The organism is Stenotrophomonas sp. JC08, assembly GCF_052180205.1.
GTDB lineage: Bacteria > Pseudomonadota > Gammaproteobacteria > Xanthomonadales > Xanthomonadaceae > Stenotrophomonas.
Genome location: NZ_CP197473.1, coordinates 2,214,973 through 2,233,601, shown reverse-complemented (window position 1 = coordinate 2,233,601; position 18,629 = coordinate 2,214,973). Strand labels below are relative to the sequence as shown.

Below are 18,629 nucleotides of genomic sequence, written 5' to 3'. Positions count from 1 at the left end.
TTCGCCGAGCACGGATGCTTTTGGCATCCGGCGATGGCCGGGAACGCCGGCGAGCCGCTAACATGGCCGCCCCGGGGGCGGTGGCCGCGCACTGTGCCGGATTCGTCGGGAGCGGGGCTTCTGGCCCTGACCAACTTCCAACGAAATCAATCCCTTATATCGCCGCCCGAGTGTAACAGAATAATAGGCCCATGACCGACTCCGAATACCGCTCCACAGCGCCTGCGGGCAAATCCAGTGTGCGCATGATCAAGGTTCCTGAAGATCGGGCCGGACAGCGGCTGGACAACTTCCTGCTGGGCCAGCTCAAGGGCGCGCCGCGCAGCCTGGTCTACAAGCTGGTGCGCAGCGGCCAGGTGCGGGTGAATGGGGGCCGCGCCAAGGCCGAACGCAAGCTGGAGGCGGGCGATGAGGTCCGCGTACCGCCGGTCAATCTTAATGAGGTCGGCGACAAGGCGCCACCGCCGGCCGGTTTCCTGCAGCGGATGGAGGCGGCCATCGTTTTCGAGGACGCCCGGTTGCTGGTGATCAACAAGCCGACCGGGGTCGCCAGCCACGGTGGCAGCGGTATCAGCCATGGTGCGATCGAGACCATGCGGGCGCTGCGGCCGAACCTGAACCTGGAGCTGGTGCACCGGTTGGACCGGGATACTTCAGGGCTACTGATCCTGGCCAAGAAGCGCTCGGCGCTGGTCGAGTTGCAGGCGTTGCTGCGGGAAGACCATGGCGGCATCCAGAAGCGCTACCTGACCCTGCTGGCCGGCCGGATGCCCGACGGGGTGATGAGCGTGGATGCGCCGCTGCATGTCGGCCTGCGCCAAGGGGGCGAGCGGCACGTGCAGGTGAATCCGATCGGCAAGCCGTCGCTGAGCCATTTCCGGGTGCTGGAGCGGCGCGGCGGCCATTCCTATTGCGAGGTGCGGATCGAAACCGGGCGTACCCACCAGATCCGCGTGCATGCCCAGCATATCGGCCATCCGGTCGCCGGTGACGACAAATACGGTGATCCTGCCGTCAACAAGCGCTTTCGTGAGCAGATCGGGCTCAAGCGCCTGTTCCTGCATGCCGCGTCGCTGGAATTCGCGCTGGATGGTGGCAAGACACCTTATCTATTGAATGCGCCGTTGGCACCGGAGCTGGCCGAGGCGCTGGATCGTCTGGCCTGATCGTGGGATGACCTCGGTCACGGGCCGGTCGCCCGCAGCGTGGCAATCGGTCGCCGATCGGCGCGTCATCACCATCTGAACAGCACCAGGCTGATGGCGATGCTGGCCATGCCGATCACCAGTCCGTAGACGGTTTCGTGGCCTTGGGCATAGCGCTTGGCGGCGGGCAGCAGTTCGTCCAGTGCGAGGAACACCATGATCCCGGCGATCAGGCCGAACACGGCGCCGAAGGTTCCCTGTGAGAGCGAGCCGGACAGCGCGAAATAGCCGATGCCCGCACCGACCGGCTCGGCCAGGCCCGACAGCAGGCTGGCACCGAAAGCGTAGCGTTTGCTGCCGGTGGCGAAGTACACCGGAACAGCGATGGCGATGCCTTCGGGGATGTTGTGGATGGCGATGGCGAAGGCCAGTGACAGCCCGACCGAGGGGCTTTCCAGTGTGGCGAAGAAGGTCGCCAGTCCTTCGGGAAAGTTGTGCGCGGTGATGGCGGCGGTGCTGAGCAGGCCGAGCCGGCGGACGGTGCCGGGTGCCTGTTGCCTGAGTGCGGGATCCTGCTTGTCCAGGGTTTCATGCGGATTGGGCACGAAGTGGTCGAGCAGTGCCACCAGCAGGATGCCGGCCAGGAACCAGAGCGTGGCGTAGGTGAAGCCCAGCCGTTCGCCATGGCCCACCGTGAGCGAGGCGATGGCTTTGTTCAGGATTTCCGCCAGCGACACGTAGACCATGGCGCCGCCGGCGAACGCCAGCCCGAATGCGAGCAGGCGTGGATCCGGGCGTCTGGAGAACACCACCATCAGGCTGCCGAGCGGCGTGGCCATGCCGGCGGCGATCGTCAGCGCGAACGCCATCCACAGGTTTTCGGCAGGGATGGCGATCATGGCGGCAGGCGGCGATCAGCCGCCGCGACGCATCCGCTCCTCGATGGCGAAGCATTCATCCGGCTTGGGCTGCGGCGGGTTGAAGCTCACCGGCACCTGGATGGTGGTGGGAGCCGGCTGGCCATTGCGGGTGGCGGCCTTGAACTTCCACTCGCGCACGCGGGCGATGGCCGAGTCGTCCAGCTGGCTGTTGCCGCTGCTGGTGATCAGCGCCACCTCGGTCGGGCTGCCCTGTACGCCCACCACCACCTTGAGCACGCTCTTGCCACCGACGCCGGTACAGGCCAGTTCGGCCGGGTAGTCCGGTGGCGGGGTCTGGATGGCGGCCACTTCGGTGGGGGCGACCACCGGCGTGGCCGGCTGGTCCGAGGAATTGCAGGCTGCCAGCGATACGCAGGCAGCGAGGGAGCCCAGCAGCAGGCGCAGTTTCATGTCATTGCTCCAGTAGCGCGGAAGCCTTGGCGGCACAGATGAAATCGTTCTCGCTCAGGCCGCCCACATCGTGGGTGGAGAAGCGCACCACGGCACGGTCGTAGTGCACGCCCAGATCCGGATGATGGTCTTCGGCATGTGCAATCCATGCCAAGGCGTTCACAAAAGCCATGGTGCGGTAATAGTTGTCGAAGCGGAACGTGCGCAGCAGCGCCTGGCCGTTCTCGGCCAGTTCCCAGCCGGGAACCTGCGGCAGCAGCTCGTTCACGCGCGCCTGGCCGAGACGGTGCTCGCTGCCTTTGCGGGGCGTGCAGTGGGCTTGCGCCAGGGGAATCAGGTCAGGGGCCATGGGAACCTCCATCAAATTGGGAACCGGCGATGCGGCCGATGGAATCTGTGTCCCATCAGCGTCCGCCAAGACACGGCTAGAATACCCGCATGATCCAGATCTCAGATACCGCCCAAACCCATTTCCGCAAGTTGATCGAACGCGAGGCGGTGCCCGGCATGGGCGTGCGCCTGAGCGCGGTGGAGCCGGGAACGCCCCGCGCCGACGCGCGCCTGGAGTTTGCCGAGCCCGCCGATCTGACCGGTGACGAGTGGGCCATCGACTGCGAGGGTTTCACGTTGTACGTGGCCGCCGGCAGCGTCGGCTGGCTGGACGGTGCCGAGATCGACTACGTCACCCAGGCGGCGGGCACCCAGCAGTTGACCATCAAGGCGCCGAAGATCAAGGGCGAGGCGCCGGGTGAAGCCGCCTCGATGGTCGAGCGCGTGCACTGGGTGATCGAGAACGAGATCAATCCGCAGCTGGCTTCCCACGGGGGCCGCGTGGCGGTGCAGGAAGTGTCTGCCGAGGGCGTGGTGTTGCTGCGTTTCGGCGGTGGTTGTCATGGCTGCGGCATGGCCGATGTGACCTTGAAGCAGGGGATCGAGAAGACCCTGATGGCGCGGGTGCCGGGCGTCACCGCGGTGCGCGATGCCACCGACCATGCCAGCGGCCAGGCGCCGTACATCCCGCGCGGCTCGTCGCGTTGAGCTGACAGGCTCCCCGTGCCGGTGACATCCGTTACCGACCTGATCGATCTGCTGGTTGCACGCCGGCAGGCCAGCATCCTGCACGATCGCCGCACCGGCATGCCGTACAGCTGGAGCCACTGGCTGCGCACGCGGGTATCCCGGGCGGAATCGGCATTCGCACAGCTTGAATTGGCAGAGGTGATGGCTGCGCGGCCACGGCCGCCGCATGCACCGGCGCCAGCACCGCATTCTTTCGGCTGCACGCTGCTGTTGCTGCTCTGGCAGGGGGGCGATCCACCGCCGCGTGACCAGCGGCTGCTGCGCGGATTCGCCGCGCTCACCAGTGCGGGACTGCATCTGCTGTTCGCCCTGTTGCTGCTATGGGTAGCCCTGGTGCGCAGCACCGCACCGGAGGCGTCTGCCGAAGAAGGCGAGCGTGTACGGGTCGAATACATCGGCCGTGGGACGCCGCAGGAGCAAGGAGGCGGTATGCCGCAAGGCCAGGAGCTGCCTGCCGCCGCGCAGGCGAGCAGTCCGGCGGCCGCTTCGGCGGAGGCGGCGCCCGCGCGTCCATCGGCCACAGCGACTTCTGAAGCCAGTGCTGCGCAGGTCGCCGGTGCCGAGGCCTCCGTAATGCCGGTTGATATGTCCAGGCCATCCGTCGAACTGCCGGCCGCGCAACCGTTGCAGGTGACCCAAGTGGAGCAGCCGACCAGCGACTTCGTGTTGCCGCCGCCTATCGTTCGTGCGCCGTCGATGACCGTACCCGTCGTGGAAGTGCCGCAGACGCAGCTGCAGGTGCATGAACGCACGGTGGAGACAGTGACGGACCGCCCTCGGGTGGTGCAGGGCGTACGTCCGCGAGAGGAAGTGCCGCCGCAATTGCGGGTTGCGGAAGTACAGGTGCGTGAGCGGCAGATTGAAGTGGCTGTGCCGCAGCCGGTCGCGATGGCGCAAGTGCGCGCGACAGCGCTCGAAGTAGAGATAGCGGGCCCCGAGGTGGCGGTGCGTGAACAGCCGGTGCAGGTGGCCAGCCCCCAGCCGGTGGTGATGGCGCAGGTACGCACGGGCGAAACCGGCGCCGTGCAAGTGAAAGCGCCAACAGTGGCGGTGCGTGAGCGGCAGCTTCCGGCGGTGGCGGACACACCGGCGTCGATGGAAGGCGCGGGGTCACCGGCCAGCACCGCGAGCACCGCCACGTCGACACAAAAGGAAGCCGGGAAAGAAGCTGCGTCGACGACCGCCGCCGTGCCGACGCCGGGAACCAGTCCGGGTGCCGGGCCGCAACCGCAGGATCGCAGCGGCGGCTGGGATGCGCCCACGCGTTCGGATGACTGGGGCGCGGCGCAGCGGCAGGTGGCGGGCAGCGCCGGTGCCGGGGCGGATCGCGGCCAGGGACTGTTCAATGCCGATGGCAGCGTGCGCGTGGGCGATGGCAATGCCGCCCAGGAGGACCGGCGCGGTGCCCCGGGGGGCGAGGCGGACAGCTGGAGTCGCGAGCGCATCGCCCAGTCGGGCACCTGGCTCAAGCGCCCGCCCTACGACTACACGCCGACCTCGTTCGACAAATACTGGGTGCCCAGCGAATCACTGCTGGCCGAATGGGTGCGCAAGGGCATCAAGAACATCGAGATTCCGATTCCCGGCTCAAGCAGCCGGATTTCCTGCGTGGTGTCGCTGCTGCAGTTCGGCGGTGGCTGCGGCCTGACCGACCCGAACATGCAGGAGCAGCCGGCCGAGGCCCGGCCGCCACCGGATATCCCGTTCAAGAAGGAACTGCAGGAAGACAACGGCAGCCGCTGAGCATGGCGCAGTGTTGGCGCGCGAACGACGCGGCAACTGCACGATGCCGACCGTTGCCGGCAGCCGGTAAAGCCCGATACGGAGTGCGCCGGCACAGGGATGCCGGCGCTGAGGCTCATTTCAGCCCGTGCAGGTCGCGCAACTGGCCGGGGCGGGAACCGAAATAGGCTGCCAGGTCGGCAATGTCCTGGTCACCCAGGCCGGCCGCCTGTGGCGACATCAGCATGTGGTTGCGGTCGCCGCTGCGGTAGGCCTGCAATGCATGGGCGAGGTAGTCGCCATATTGCCCGCCCAGCTTTGGATAGGTCGGGTCGATCGGGTTGTTGCCGTCGGCGCCGTGGCAATCGATGCAGCTCTGTCCGGTGGCCGCGCCTTTGGCCGTCGCCAGGCGCTCGCCGACGCCGCTGCGGCCCTGTGGCAGACCGGCAGAAGAACGGGAGCCGTGTTCGCCGCTGGCATGGCCGGGGTCGGCGGCGGATTTTCCGGCGGATTCCACCGATGACTGTGAACAGGCCGCCATGGCGAGGGTGGCGAGCAGGGCGATGGACAGGCGCAGGGTGTGCGTTGCTTTCGTCATGGTCGGCGCTTACTCGAGGGTGGACAGGTAGGCGGCGAGGTCAGCGATATCCTGCGTGCTGAAGCTCATCGATTGCGCCTGCATCGTCGGATGCTTGCGCTTGCCTTCGCGGTATTCCATCAGCGCCTGCGTCAGGTACGGCGCGGACTGCCCGCCGATCTTGGGCACGCGGTAGCTGGGATAGGCGTTTTTGTAGCCGGTGAGGCCGTGGCAACCCTGGCAGGTGTAGGTCAGGGTTTTTCCCGACTCCACATTGCCGGCGCTGGCCTGGGGCGTGGCGGCGGCTGAGTCAGACTGCGGATCGGCTTTGGCGGTCCCGAAGGCCGGTGCGAAAGCCAGAGCGAAACAAGCGGCAAGCAGTTGCGGGCGCATGGTTTCCTTGTCCGTTGAGCGGGTCTGGGGTTCCGCCGTGGGGACACGGAACGGCCCGAGTATAGCCCGCGTATTTATCCGTTCGGAACCCGTGTCTGATGGTGCACTGCATCAGCCGGTTTCCGTTCCGGCCGTAATATCCATGACTTTCGGGGCATGGTGTTGTTGTGGGTTGGTGCAATACTTGGCTACAACACCATGCCTGTGCATCCCAGGGACAAGACGATGTCGCGACTTTTCACTCTGCACGGCCGCACCGGACGCTGCGCCGCCGCACTTTTGATTTCCTCCGCCGTGCTGCTGGGCGGGTGCAAGGCTGGCGGCGAGGAGGCCCAGGCCAAGACGCCGGAGGAACAGAAGGCTGTGGATGCGGTGCCGGTGGAAGTGGCCAAGGCTACGCATCGTGCGATTGCGGCCAGCTACACCGGCACCGCGACGCTGGAGGCACGCGCCGAATCACAGGTCGTGGCCAAGACCTCCGGTGTCGCGCTGGCAGTACTTGTGGAAGAGGGCCAGATGGTCCGTGCGGGCCAGCCGCTGGTGCGACTGGACCCGGACCGTGCGCGTCTGGCCGTGGCGCAGAGCGAGGCGCAGATGCGCAAGCTGGAGAACAGCTATCGCCGCGCGCAGAAGCTGGTGCAGCAGCAGCTGGTCAGCGCCGCCGATGTCGACCAGCTGCGCTTCGACCTGGAAAACGCCCGCGCCCAGTACCGCATGGCGACGCTGGAGCTGTCCTACACGACGGTGGTGGCGCCGATCTCCGGCGTGATCGCTTCGCGCGATATCAAGCCGGGCAACTTCGTGCAGATCAACTCGCCGATCTTCCGCATCGTCGATGCCGCGCAGCTGGAAGCCACGCTCAACGTGCCCGAGCGCGAGATCGCCAAGCTCAAGCCGGGGCAGGTGGTGGAACTGGTGGCCGACGCGCTGCCGGGCCGCACTTTCAGCGGCACCGTGGACCGGGTTTCGCCAGTGGTGGATACCGGCACCGGCACCTTCCGCGTGGTCGCCGCCTTCTCCGGTGAAGCGGGCCTGCAGCCGGGCATGTTCGGCCGGCTGGGCATCAATTACGACCAGCGTGCCGATGCGCTGGTGGTGCCGCGCAACGCATTGCTGGAAGACGGCGGGCAGCCGGCCGCGTATGTGGTGCGTGATGGCAAGGCGCTGCGTACCACACTCACGCTGGGCTACGACGATGCCGGCTGGGTCGAGGTGCGCGAGGGCCTGAAGGCCGGTGATGAAGTGGTGATTGCCGGCAAGGCGGCGTTGCGCGAAGGCAGTGCGGTGCAGGTGATCGGCAAGGACAAGCCGGTTGAAGTCGCCGCCAAGGCCGCGGCTGCGCAGGCGACCAAACAATGAGTGGGCCGGCTCCGTCAGCCCCCGGTGGTGGCTTCGATCTGATTGAATTCGCCACGCGCCGGCGCGTCACCATCGCGATGATGACGCTGACCCTGGTGCTGTTCGGCCTGATCTCGCTGCAGAGCCTGAAGGTCGAACTGCTGCCGGACCTGAGCTATCCGACGCTGACCGTGCGCACCGACTACGAAGGTGCGGCGCCGGCGGAAGTGGAGACATTGATCTCGCAGCCGGCTGAAGAAGCACTGGGTATCGTCAAGGGCCTGCGCAAGCTCAAGTCGATCTCGCGCACCGGCCAGAGCGATGTGGTGCTCGAGTTCGCTTGGGGTACGGACATGCAGCAGGCCGGGCTGGACGTACGCGACAAGATGGAGACGCTGCAGTTGCCGCTGGAGGCCAAGCCGCCGGTGCTGCTGCGCTTCAATCCGTCCACCCAGCCGATCATGCGTCTGGCGCTGTCGTCCAAACAGGAAGAAGGCAACGAGGCCGATGCGGTACGCCGGCTGATGGAGCTGCGCCGTTACGCCGACGAGGATCTCAAGCGCAAGCTTGAGCCGGTCACCGGCGTGGCCGCGGTGAAAGTGGGCGGCGGTCTGGAAGACGAGATCCAGGTGGAGATCGACCAGCGCAAGCTGGCCCAGCTCGGCCTGTCACTGGATACGGTGATCCAGCGCCTGCAGCAGGAGAACGTCAACCTCTCCGGTGGACGGCTGGAAGAAGGCTCGCAGCGCTACCTGGTGCGCACCGTCAACCAGTTCGCCACCGTGGAGCAGATGCGCGAGATGCTGCTGACCACCACCGGAGGCTCCGGTGATGCGGCGGCCGCCGGCGAGAACCGGCAGCTGATGACCGCCATCCTTGGCAGCCGCGATCCCAATGTGATCGCCGCGCTGCGCAACGATGGCACTGGCGGCGGTGTGGCCACCGTGCGGCTGAAGGATGTGGCCAATGTCCACCAGGGCTACAAGGAGCGCGAGGCGGTGATCCGTTCCGGCGGGCACGAGGCGGTGGAGCTGGCGGTCTACAAGGAGGGTGACGCCAATACCGTGTCTACCGCCGATGCACTGGAAGCCCGGCTGGAAACCATCCGCAAGCAGATGCCCAAGGACATCGAGATGACCGTGGTGGAAGACCAGTCGGTCTTCATCCGCCACGCCATCAAGGACGTCAAGATCGATGCGGTGATCGGCGGCCTGCTGTCGATCCTGATCATCTTCCTGTTCCTGCGCGATGGCTGGAGCACCTTCGTCATCTCGCTGTCGCTGCCGATCTCGATCATCGCCACGTTCTTCTTCATGGGCCAGCTGGGGCTGAGCCTGAACGTGATGTCGCTGGGCGGTCTGGCGCTGGCTACCGGTCTGGTGGTGGACGATTCGATCGTGGTGCTCGAATCCATCGCCAAGGCGCGCGAGCGCGGCATGGGCGTGCTGGAAGCGGCGATCAAGGGCACCCGCGAGGTGTTCATGGCGGTGGTGGCCTCGACCCTGACCACCATCGCGGTGTTCCTGCCGCTGGTGTTCGTCGAAGGCATCGCCGGGCAGCTGTTCCGCGACCAGGCGCTGACCGTGTCCATTGCGATTGCGGTGTCGCTGGTGGTGTCGATGACGCTGATCCCGATGCTCAGCGCGCTCAAGGGACGCCCGCCGCTGGAGTTCCCGGCCGAAGACCCGGGCCAGCCGTGGCGTCCGGCCAGCCGTTGGCAGAAGCCGATGGCCTACACCGGTCGCGGAATCGGTGCGCTGATCCGTTACAGCTTCTTCGGCGTGGTGTGGCTGGTGGTGCGTGTTTTTTGCGGCATCTCCGCCGTGGTCGGCCCGGTGATGCGCAAGGCCAGTGATCTGGCGATGGCACCTTATGGCCGTGCCGAAGCCGCGTACCTGAAGGCATTGCCGGCGGCATTGAAGCGGCCGTGGCCGGTGCTGGGTTTTGCCACGCTGGCCTTCGGCCTGACCCTGGCCGCACTGCCGCTGCTGGGGGTGGACCTGCTGCCGCAGCTGGCGCAGGACCGTTTCGAGATGACCGCCAAGCTGCCACCGGGCACGCCGCTGGCGCAGACCGATGCGCTGGTGCGTGAGGTGCAGCGCACGCACGCCAATGAGGAGGGCGTGCGCCTGCTGTACGGCGTTTCCGGTACCGGCACGCGGCTGGATGCCAGCCCGACCGAGAGCGGTGAGAACATCGGCAAGCTCTCGGTGGTGATGAGCGATACCCGCTACGAGCCGGCGCTGACCGAGAAGCTGCGGCAGACGATGAAAGCCTGGCCGGCCGCGCAGGTTGATTTCGCCCGCCCGGAACTGTTCGCGCTGTCGCCGCCGCTGGAGATCGAGATCGAGGGCAACAATCTCGATGACATCCGCATCGCCGGCAACCGTCTGGCCGAGCTGCTGCGCGGCAACGCGCACTATGCCGACGTCAAGTCGACGGTGGAGCAGGGCTTTCCGGAAATCCAGATCGTGTTCGACCAGGAGCGTGCCGCCGCGCTGGGACTGACCACCCGGCAGATCGCCGATGCGGTGGTCAACAAGGTGCGCGGCAATGTCGCCACCCGTTACAGCTACCGTGACCGCAAGATCGATGTGCTGGTACGCGTGCAGGAATCGGAGCGCTCCTCGGTGGACGATATCCGTCGCCTGATCGTCAATCCCAGTGGCGCCAAACCGGTCGAGCTGGGGACGGTGGCCGAGGTGGTATCCACCACCGGTCCAAGCGAGATCCATCGCGCCGACCAGCGCCGTGTGGCCATTGTCTCGGCCAACCTGCGCGATATCGACCTGGGCACGGCGATCACCGAAGTGCAGGCGATGGTGGCGCAGAACCCGCTGGGCACCGATGTGGGCATGCATGTCGGCGGCCAGGGCCAGGAACTGGGCGAGTCGATCCGCTCGCTGCTGTTCGCCTTCGGTCTGGCGGTGTTCCTGGTCTATCTGGTGATGGCCTCGCAGTTCGAATCGCTGCTGCATCCGTTCGTCATCCTGTTCACCATTCCGCTGGCGCTGGTCGGCGCGGTATGTGCGTTGCTGCTGGCACGTTCGCCGGTGTCGGTGGTGGTGTTCATCGGCCTGATCCTGCTGGTCGGGCTGGTGGTGAAGAACGCGATCATCCTGATCGACAAGGTCAACCAGTTGCGCGAGGAAGGCGTGGCCAAGCGGCAGGCACTGGTGGAAGGTGCGCGCTCGCGCTTGCGCCCGATCATGATGACCACGCTGTGCGCGGTGTTCGGCTTCCTGCCGTTGGCGCTGGCGGTCGGCGAGGGCGCGGAGGTGCGCTCGCCGATGGCGATCACCGTGATCGGCGGCCTGCTGGTCTCGACCCTGCTGACCTTGCTGGTCATCCCGGTGGTCTATGACCTGCTGGACCGCATGCCCGACGGGTACTATGCCGAGCGCGGGCGGCGCGCGCGTCAGGTGGCAGCCCAGGCCGGGCAGGTGCTGGCGCACGAGCAGGACGCCATCGATGGCGCGGCGAAGGGCTGAGGCGGATGAACATCACCGAGCTGTCCATCCGTCGTCCGGTCACCACCATCATGCTGTTCGTGTCGATGGTGGCGATCGGCCTGATCGCCGCGTTCCGGTTGCCACTGGAGGCCGAACCGGAAGCGACGATCCCGTTCTTCTTCGTGTCGCTGCCATACCCCGGTTCCACGCCGGAAGAGGTCGAGCGCAACCTGCTGCGCCCGGTCGAGGAAGCCATCGCCACGATGCCGGGCATCAAGTCGATGAACTCCCGCGCCAATGCCGAAGGCGGCACCATTCAGGTCGAATTCAGTGACTGGAGCCGCGATATCGCGATGGCCGCCTCCGAAGCGCGCGAGCGTATCGATGCCATCCGCGACCAGCTGCCGGATGATTTCCGCCGTTATTTCGTGCAGCGCTGGAGCACCAGCGACCGCGAGGCGATGAGCCTGCGGCTCAACAGCAGCGAGGATCTCACCGCGCGCGTCGACCTGATCGAACGCAGCATCAAGCAGCGGCTGGAACGGCTGCCCGGCGTTGCGCGTATCGAGGTGGAAGGTGTCGCCAAGCAGGAAGTGCTGGTCGCGCTGGACAAGGATCGCCTCAGTGCCCATGGTGTCGCCCTGAACGAGCTGGTGCAGCAGCTGCAGGCGGCCAACTTCTCGGTGTCGGCCGGCCAGATCAACGAGGCCGGGCGCCGCCTGCGCGTACAGCCGCGTGGCGAGCTGCTGGAGCTGCAGGCCTTGCGTGACCTGCGCATCAACAATCGCGGCACGCGCCTGTCCGATATCGCCGAGGTCAGCTTCCAGCCGCAGCGCATGAACTATGTGCGACAGATGGAAGGCAAACCCAGTGTCGGCGTGGACATCTACAAGGAGCGTTCGGCCAACCTGGTGGACCTGTCGCGCGCGGTGCGGGCGGAGATCAAGGTGCTGGCGGCCGATCCGACCATGCGCGGTATCGATATCGAGATCGCCGACGACCAGGGCCAGGCGGTGACCAGTTCGCTGCTGGCACTGGCCGAGGCCGGTGCCATCGGCCTGCTGCTGTCGGTGATCGTGCTGTACGCATTCCTGCGCCACTGGCCGTCGACGCTGATGGTGTCGATGGCCATTCCCATCTGTTTCATCATGACGCTGGGATTCATGTACTTCACCGGCATCACCTTGAACATCATCTCGATGATGGGCCTGCTGCTGGCGGTGGGCATGCTGGTGGACAACGCGGTGGTGGTGGTGGAGAGCATCTACCAGGAGCGCGAGAAGCTTCCGGACCAGCCGGCGCTGGCCTCCATCGTCGGCACCCGGCATGTGGCCATCGCGCTGTCGGCCGGCACGCTGTGCCATTGCGTGGTGTTCCTGCCGATGATGTTCGGCGAGAAGAACATCATCACCATCTACCTGTCACAGCTGGCAGTGACCATTTCCGTGTCACTGCTGGCCTCGTGGCTGGTGGCGGTGAGCCTGATCCCGATGCTGTCGGCACGGATGAAGACCCCGCCGGCGGTGAAGTCCCCCTTCATCAGCCGCCTGCAGACACGCTATGCCAAGGCGTTGCGCTGGACGCTGCTCAATCGCGGCTGGAGCGTGGCCGGCATCGTGCTGATCTCGCTGGTCAGCCTGTGGCCGATGACCCACACCCGTGGTGGTGGCGATGAAAGCGATCCGGACGAGATCAACATTTTCTACCAGTGGAAGGGCTCGTATTCGAAGGAGGAGATGGGCAAGGAAGTCGCGCGGGTGGAGGATTTCGTCAACGTCCACCGCAAGGATTTCCATATCGAGCGCGTCTACAGCCGCTACAGCGAACAGGGCTGGGCGCAGACCCGCCTGTTCCTGGATATCGATGATGCCGAGCTGAGCAAGAAGATCGAGGAGGAGGTGCGCAAGGGACTGCCGCAGTCGGCGCGGGCCAAGATCGGTATCGGCTGGCCGGGCGGGCAGGGTAATGAAGGCCAGGGCATCCGCTTCAGCCTGATCGGCGATTCGACCCAGACCCTGAAGGAGCTGGCCGACGATATCGTGCCGATACTGGCGCGCGACCCGAAGCTGCGTGATGTGCGCGTGGATACTGGCGATGCCAATGCCGAGCTGGCGGTGCAGGTGGACCGTGAACGCGCGGCGGCCTACGGCTTCAGCGCGCAGCAGGTGGCACAGTTCGTCGGCATGGCGCTGCGCGGCTCCTCGCTGCGTGATTTCCATCGCGACGATGTGGAGATTCCGGTCAACGTGCGCTTCGCCGGTTCCGAGCGTTATGGCATCGAGGACCTGTCCACGTTCATGGTGCGCACCTCCAAGGGCGTGGAAGTGCCGCTGCTGGCGATGGTCGATGTCAGCGTCAATCCCGCGGCCAACTCGATCCAGCGCCTGAACCGGCAGACGATGCTGCGGGTGGAGGCGGGGCTGGCCAAGGACGTTGCGATGGATGCCGCGCGCAAATCGGTGGAGGCCACGCTGGACAACGTGCAGTTCCCGCCGGGCTATGGCTACACGTTCGCCGGCGGTGGCTTCAACATCAACTTCGACGGCATGGACCAGATGGTAAGCGCCATCTTCATCGCCCTGATCCTGATGCTGGTGATCATGGCGGCGGTGTTCGAATCGCTGCTGTTCCCGGCGGCGATCATGTCCTGCGTGCTGTTCTCGGTATTTGGCGTGTACTGGCTGTTCTGGCTGACCGGTACCGAGATGAACATCATGGCGGTGATCGGCATCCTGGTGCTGATGGGCGTGGTGGTGAACAACGGTATCGTGATGATCGAGCACATCAACAACCTGCGCCGGCGCGGGATGGCGCGTACCGATGCGCTGGTGGAAGGCAGCCGCGAGCGGTTGCGGCCGATCATGATGACGATGGGCACGGCGATCCTGGCGATGATTCCGATCGCGTTGAACACCGAGACCGCCGATGGCATGCCGCCGTATCACCCGATGGCGCGTGCGATCGCCGGTGGTCTGGCGTTCTCCACCGTGGTCAGTCTGCTGTTCCTGCCAACCATCTACGCCATCCTCGATGACTTGCGTCTGGGTACCGCGCGGCTGGTGCGGCGTGCGCGCGGCCTGCCGGTGGAGGGTCCGGTGCTGGAAGGCTGATAGCCGCCACAACGGTTGGAAATGAAAAGGCCCGCAGCAATGCGGGCCTTTTCGTGTGCGCCGAAGCGGGAGCCTCAGCCGGCGAGCTTGCCGTAGACGCTGAAGCCGGTCAGCCACAGGCCGAGCATGCTGCCGAGGTTGGTCAGCATGAAGGTCAGCACGATGCGGGTGACACGGTTGCGGTACCAGCCCTTGACGGTCTGTGCATCGTCACGCAGCTGCAGGAAGTCGGCATAGGCCGGCTTGCGCAGGCGGGTTTCCACCACCGCGGCAAACGCGCCGGTGGGGATGCTCAGGCGGAACGGCTTGAACGGCGCCACCGCGATCGCGGTGAGGATGCTCAGCGGATGGCTGCCGGCCAGCAACGCGCCGAGGCCGGCCAGACCGCCGGTATACAGCGCCCAGATCGCCAGCATGTTGGCGCCCATGTCCAAGCCGCCGCGCCAGAAACCGATGCCGATCCCGGCCAGCACCACCGCCAGGATGGTCAGCGTGATCCACGGGATATTGCGCTTTTTCGGCACCGCTTCGAGCTGCTCGCGCAGCGCCGTCGGGGCTTCGGTGTCGCCTTCCAGATAGCGTGCGAGCCCGGCCAAATGGCCGGCGCCGACCACCGCCAGCACATTGCGCTGTTCGCTGTTGTGTTCCTCACGCAGGCGTGTGGCCATGTAGCGGTCGCGCTCGCCGATGATGGCCTCGTACAGCGCCGGGCTTTCACTGGCGAACTCGCCGAAGCTCGATTCGAGCATGTCGCCCTGCTTGAGTTTCTCGATCTCGTCCTCGCCCACATCCTCGGAGGAGAACAGGCCCGCGCCCAGGCCCATCACCAGCTTGATCTTGCCGAAGAAGCCCAGCCGCTGTGAGGCACGCCGGAAGGTCAGGCCGACATCGCGGTCGATCAGATGCACCGGCAGATCGCGCTCCCTGGCCAGCGTCACCGCGCGCTTGAGTTCGGCGCCGGGTTCGATGCCCAGCTGCTCGGCCAGCCGGCGCTGATAGGCGGCCAGGGCGAGATTGGCGGCGAACAATGCGATCCGGTTCTTGCGGATCACTTCGATCAGGTCGAGCTTGGCCAGCGCATCGGGATTGGTCAGTGCCTGCAGGCGCTGCGGGTCCAGTTCCACGGCGACGGCATCGAACTGGCCGCTGCCGATGGCCTGTTCCACGGCCTGCACGCTGGCCAGCGACACATGCGCGGTGCCTAGCAGGGTATAGCGCACGCCATCGCGTTCGACGATGCGTACCGGCTGGCCGGCGAGCAGGTCGCTGTCAGCGTCAAAAGAGGTGTCGGTCATTGCTTCATTCATTGTTGGGTGCGGTGTTGGCGCCGTCGCCGAGCGCACGTTGCATCTGCACGGTATCCAGCCAGCGGCCGTGCTTGCGGCCCAGGCCGCGGAACACGCCGATCAGCTCGAAACCGAAGCGCTCGTGCAGCCTGATCGAGGCGGTATTGGCCGGTTCGCCGATCACCGCGACCATCTGCCGGAAGCCGCGTGCGGTGCATTCCTCGATCAGCGCCTGCATCAGTGCGCTGCCGACGCCGCGGCCCTGGAAGCGGCCATCCACATACACCGAATTCTCCACCGTCCACTGGTAGGCGATGCGGGCACGGTAGCTGTTGGCGTAGGCGTAGCCGGCAACCTCGCCGTCGATCGTGGCGACGAGGTAGGGATAGCCGCGCGTGGTGATGTCGGCCATGCGCTGCGCCATCTCCGCTTCCCCGGGCACCTCGTACTCGTAGGTGTTGACCAGCTCCCGCACCTCGACCGCATAGATGGCGGTGATGGCGGGAATGTCGGCGGGGATAGCCGGGCGCAGCTGGACAGTCACGGGGAGTCTGCGGGATCAGTCGATGTAGCGCTTGAGCAGGTCGCCGTAGGCATCGATGCGGCGATCGCGCAGGAACGGCCAGATGCGGCGTACGTGTTCGCTGCGCTGCAGGTCGACATCGCACACCAGGAGGGTCGGCTCACCGCCAGCTTCGGCCAGGAACTCACCCTGCGGGCCGAGTACGTGGCTGTTGCCCCAGAAGTCGATACCGGAGGCACCCAGCGGCGAGGTTTCGTGGCCGACGCGGTTGCAGCTCAGCACCGGCACGCCGTTGGCCACGGCATGGCCGCGGTGGCTCAGCACCCACGCATCGCGCTGACGGTTCTTCTCGTCCTGCACATCGTCCGGATCCCAGCCGATGGCGGTCGGGTAGAGCAGCAGTTCGGCGCCGGCCAGCGCCATCAGGCGTGCGGCTTCCGGGTACCACTGGTCCCAGCACACCAGCACGCCGAGGCGGCCGACCGAGGTGTCGATCGGGGTGAAGCCCAGATCGCCCGGGGTGAAATAGAACTTCTCGTAGAAGCCCGGGTCATCGGGGATGTGCATCTTGCGGTACTTGCCCAGCAAGCTGCCGTCCTTCTCGAAGACCACGGCGGTGTTGTGATACAGGCCGGCGGCGCGGCGCTCGAACAGTGAGCCGACCAGCACGACGCCGTACTTCTTGGCGATCGTGCCCAGACGCTCGGTGCTCGGGCCGGGAATCGGCTCGGCCAGGTCGAACTCGTCCACCGATTCGTGCTGGCAGAAATACGGGCCGTTGTGCAGCTCCTGCAGCATCACCAGCTTCGCGCCCTGTGCGGCCGCCTCGGCCACGCGGGCTTCGATCACGTCCAGATTGGCGGCGGCATCGCCGTGGTTGCGTTCCTGGATCAGGGCGACGGAAAGGGTGTGACGGGAGCTCATCCGATTACAGGTCCTGCAAGGGGAAGGCGCATGGTAGCGCGGAAGCCACGGTGGATTGTCCGCGGTGGCTGAACATGCGCCGCCTCAGGCGGTAGCGCTGCGGCGGCGTGGGAGGTGGCGGATCAGCTGGCCAGCAGGCCGGCCGGCAACTGCATGGTGATGCAGTGCAGGCTGCCGTTCTGCCAGATCAACGGGCGGCACGGCACCTGCACGATCTCGCGGCCGGGGAAGGCCGCGGCCAGCACATCGCGCGCTGCTTCATCGGCCACGTCTCCGTAGGCCGGCATCAGCACCGCACCGTTGATGATCAGGAAATTGGCGTAGGAGGCGGCCAGACGGCGGCCCTCATCCAGTACCGGCTGCGGCCACGGCAGCGGGAACAGGCGGTAGGGCTTGCCATCGGCGGTACGCAGCGCAGCCAGCTCGGCGCCCATCGCCTGCAGTTCAGCGTAGTGCGAATCCTGCGGGTCATCGCAATTCTGGTAGACGATGCTGTCGGTCGAAGCAAAGCGGGCCAGCGTGTCGATGTGCGCGTCGGTGTCGTCGCCTTCCAGATAGCCGTGGTCCAGCCACAGCACGCGATCCTGCCGCATCCAGGCAGCCATATCGGCGCTGAGCGAGGCGCGGTCGCGGTCCGGGTGGCGTTCATGCAGGCACTGCCAGGTGGTCAGCAGGGTGCCTTGACCGTCGGTCTCGATGCCGCCGCCTTCCAGTGCGAACGGGATGCTGCGCACGTCGGCATTGTTGAACACGCCGGCGTCATGCAGCACGCCCACCAGCTGGTCATCGAGGCTGGCTTCGAACTTGCCGCCCCAGCCGGTGAAGCGGAAATCCAGCAGATGGAAGCTGCCATCATCGCGCTGGAGGCTGATCGGGCCGGAGTCGCGCAGCCAGGTGTCGTCATAGACTGCGGTGACAAAACGCACGTGCTGCATGTCGATCCGGTTCGAGCGCAGCCGCATTTCGGCGTAGGTCTCGACATCGTCATCGGCCACGCAGATCAGCACCGGCTGGAACCGGGTGATCGCGGCGACCAGTGCGATGTAGGTCTCTTCAACCTCGCCCAGACGCTCGGCCCAGTCGGTGCCGGCGTGCGGCCAGGCGATCAGCACGCCGGACTGGGATTCCCATTCGGCCGGAAAGCGGAGTGATTCGTTCATGTTCTCGTGCATGCGAAGCCCGGCGCGGATGCGCAGGTACAGATGACGGCGGGTGTGCCGCCGTCACGGTGGGGCGGGAGGTGTCAGCGGATCGGCGGCTTCGGCCCGACTTCATCGGCACTGGCCTTGTGCGCGACCACGTCGATCACGCGCTGCTTCTCGAAGTAGACGACAAAGGACGGGTAAACCCAGCGGTTGATGGTCGGCCACTGGCGTTTCTGCCCACCGCGTGGATCCAGCCGCTCCTGTGGCGCGCCGAACCGGCTTTCGACCTGGGCCATGGTCTGGCCGCGTGCCGGCTGGGCGTCGGCCGGTTGCTCCTGCACCCGTTCGATCAGCAGGGTGTCGGCCATCGCGGCAGGCGCGGCGCCCAGCAATGCAATCAAGGCCAGTGTGTGGATGGTGTGCTTCATGGTCGCTGCTCCCCAGAGGACGAGTGACGATTACAGCAAAAAATGGCGGCCCATGAACGGCACTGCGGCGCGGATTGCCGATGTCGTTCGATGGAGGTGGGTGTCGCGGATACAAAAAACCGCCCGAAGGCGGTTTTTCGAGAAGTCGGAAACCCTGCGGTTTCCAAGGCCGGCT

16 protein-coding genes are annotated in these 18,629 nt (G+C 66.1%); 6 read left to right on the top strand and 10 right to left on the bottom strand.

The annotated features are described in order from the left end of the window. The first annotated feature begins 191 nt into the window (after positions 1-191). Complete coding sequence (locus tag ACSBPQ_RS10235; RefSeq protein WP_442682050.1) at positions 192-1,166, top strand: RluA family pseudouridine synthase; 975 nt, start codon at positions 192-194, stop codon at positions 1,164-1,166. 68 nt (positions 1,167-1,234) lie between these two features. Here ACSBPQ_RS10235 and zupT read toward each other — a convergent pair whose 3' ends face one another. Genes zupT through ACSBPQ_RS10220 form a run of 3 tightly spaced genes read right to left on the bottom strand, consistent with a single transcriptional unit; the run spans position 1,235 to position 2,825 of the window. Further along, positions 1,235-2,044, bottom strand: a complete 810-nt coding sequence (gene zupT, locus ACSBPQ_RS10230) for a zinc transporter ZupT (protein WP_442682049.1) — start codon at positions 2,042-2,044, stop codon at positions 1,235-1,237. Between the two features lie 15 nt (positions 2,045-2,059). Beyond that, positions 2,060-2,476, bottom strand: a complete 417-nt coding sequence (locus tag ACSBPQ_RS10225; RefSeq protein WP_442682048.1) for an energy transducer TonB — start codon at positions 2,474-2,476, stop codon at positions 2,060-2,062. Between the two features lies 1 nt (position 2,477). After that, the gene (locus tag ACSBPQ_RS10220; RefSeq protein WP_442682047.1) at positions 2,478-2,825 is read right to left on the bottom strand and encodes a 4a-hydroxytetrahydrobiopterin dehydratase; all 348 of its coding nucleotides are present in this window, start codon (positions 2,823-2,825) and stop codon (positions 2,478-2,480) included. An 89-nt stretch (positions 2,826-2,914) separates the two neighbouring features. Here ACSBPQ_RS10220 and ACSBPQ_RS10215 point away from each other — a divergent pair, with 89 nt between their 5' ends. Together ACSBPQ_RS10215 and ACSBPQ_RS10210 are read left to right on the top strand one after the other, a co-directional pair. After that, positions 2,915-3,514 (top strand): NfuA family Fe-S biogenesis protein, encoded by a 600-nt coding sequence (locus ACSBPQ_RS10215; protein WP_442682046.1) that lies wholly within the window; start codon positions 2,915-2,917, stop codon positions 3,512-3,514. Positions 3,515-3,535: 21 nt separating this feature from the next. After that, complete coding sequence (locus tag ACSBPQ_RS10210; RefSeq protein ID WP_442682045.1) at positions 3,536-5,299, top strand: hypothetical protein; 1,764 nt, start codon at positions 3,536-3,538, stop codon at positions 5,297-5,299. Positions 5,300-5,414: 115 nt separating this feature from the next. Here the strand turns inward: ACSBPQ_RS10210 and ACSBPQ_RS10205 are convergent, their stop codons facing one another. Together ACSBPQ_RS10205 and ACSBPQ_RS10200 are read right to left on the bottom strand one after the other, a co-directional pair. Further along, positions 5,415-5,876, bottom strand: a complete 462-nt coding sequence (locus ACSBPQ_RS10205) for a c-type cytochrome (protein WP_442682044.1) — start codon at positions 5,874-5,876, stop codon at positions 5,415-5,417. Positions 5,877-5,885: 9 nt separating this feature from the next. Beyond that, entirely contained in the window at positions 5,886-6,248 is a 363-nt protein-coding gene (locus ACSBPQ_RS10200; RefSeq protein WP_442682043.1) for a c-type cytochrome, read from the bottom strand. A 225-nt stretch (positions 6,249-6,473) separates the two neighbouring features. On the opposite strand from ACSBPQ_RS10200, the gene ACSBPQ_RS10195 reads away from it, so the two are divergent. From ACSBPQ_RS10195 to ACSBPQ_RS10185, 3 genes are read left to right on the top strand one after another with little or no spacing between them, the layout of a single operon-like run. Further along, positions 6,474-7,607: an efflux RND transporter periplasmic adaptor subunit gene (locus tag ACSBPQ_RS10195; RefSeq protein WP_442682042.1), complete on the top strand. Its 1,134-nt coding sequence runs from the start codon at positions 6,474-6,476 to the stop codon at positions 7,605-7,607. Next, positions 7,604-11,077 (top strand): efflux RND transporter permease subunit, encoded by a 3,474-nt coding sequence (locus ACSBPQ_RS10190; protein WP_442682041.1) that lies wholly within the window; start codon positions 7,604-7,606, stop codon positions 11,075-11,077. Before ACSBPQ_RS10195 ends, ACSBPQ_RS10190 begins: the two co-directional genes overlap by 4 nt. Positions 11,078-11,082: 5 nt before the next feature. Next, positions 11,083-14,148 carry an efflux RND transporter permease subunit gene (locus ACSBPQ_RS10185; RefSeq protein WP_442682040.1) on the top strand — a complete coding sequence of 1,022 codons (3,066 nt, stop codon included), beginning with the start codon at positions 11,083-11,085 and terminating at the stop codon, positions 14,146-14,148. Between the two features lie 74 nt (positions 14,149-14,222). Here the strand turns inward: ACSBPQ_RS10185 and ACSBPQ_RS10180 are convergent, their stop codons facing one another. From ACSBPQ_RS10180 to ACSBPQ_RS10160, 5 genes are all read right to left on the bottom strand, one after another. Continuing rightward, positions 14,223-15,455, bottom strand: a complete 1,233-nt coding sequence (locus tag ACSBPQ_RS10180) for a TraB/GumN family protein (RefSeq protein WP_442682039.1) — start codon at positions 15,453-15,455, stop codon at positions 14,223-14,225. Then, complete coding sequence (locus ACSBPQ_RS10175; protein ID WP_442682038.1) at positions 15,448-15,978, bottom strand: GNAT family N-acetyltransferase; 531 nt, start codon at positions 15,976-15,978, stop codon at positions 15,448-15,450. The genes ACSBPQ_RS10180 and ACSBPQ_RS10175 overlap by 8 nt, the downstream gene beginning before the upstream one ends. A gap of 15 nt (positions 15,979-15,993) precedes the next feature. Continuing rightward, positions 15,994-16,881: a carbon-nitrogen hydrolase gene (locus ACSBPQ_RS10170; protein ID WP_442682037.1), complete on the bottom strand. Its 888-nt coding sequence runs from the start codon at positions 16,879-16,881 to the stop codon at positions 15,994-15,996. Positions 16,882-17,003: 122 nt separating this feature from the next. Then, positions 17,004-18,041 (bottom strand): agmatine deiminase family protein, encoded by a 1,038-nt coding sequence (locus ACSBPQ_RS10165; protein WP_442682036.1) that lies wholly within the window; start codon positions 18,039-18,041, stop codon positions 17,004-17,006. Positions 18,042-18,124: 83 nt separating this feature from the next. Continuing rightward, on the bottom strand, positions 18,125-18,454 hold the full coding sequence (locus tag ACSBPQ_RS10160) for a hypothetical protein (protein WP_442682035.1): 330 nt from the start codon (positions 18,452-18,454) through the stop codon (positions 18,125-18,127). Positions 18,455-18,629: the final 175 nt, after the last annotated feature.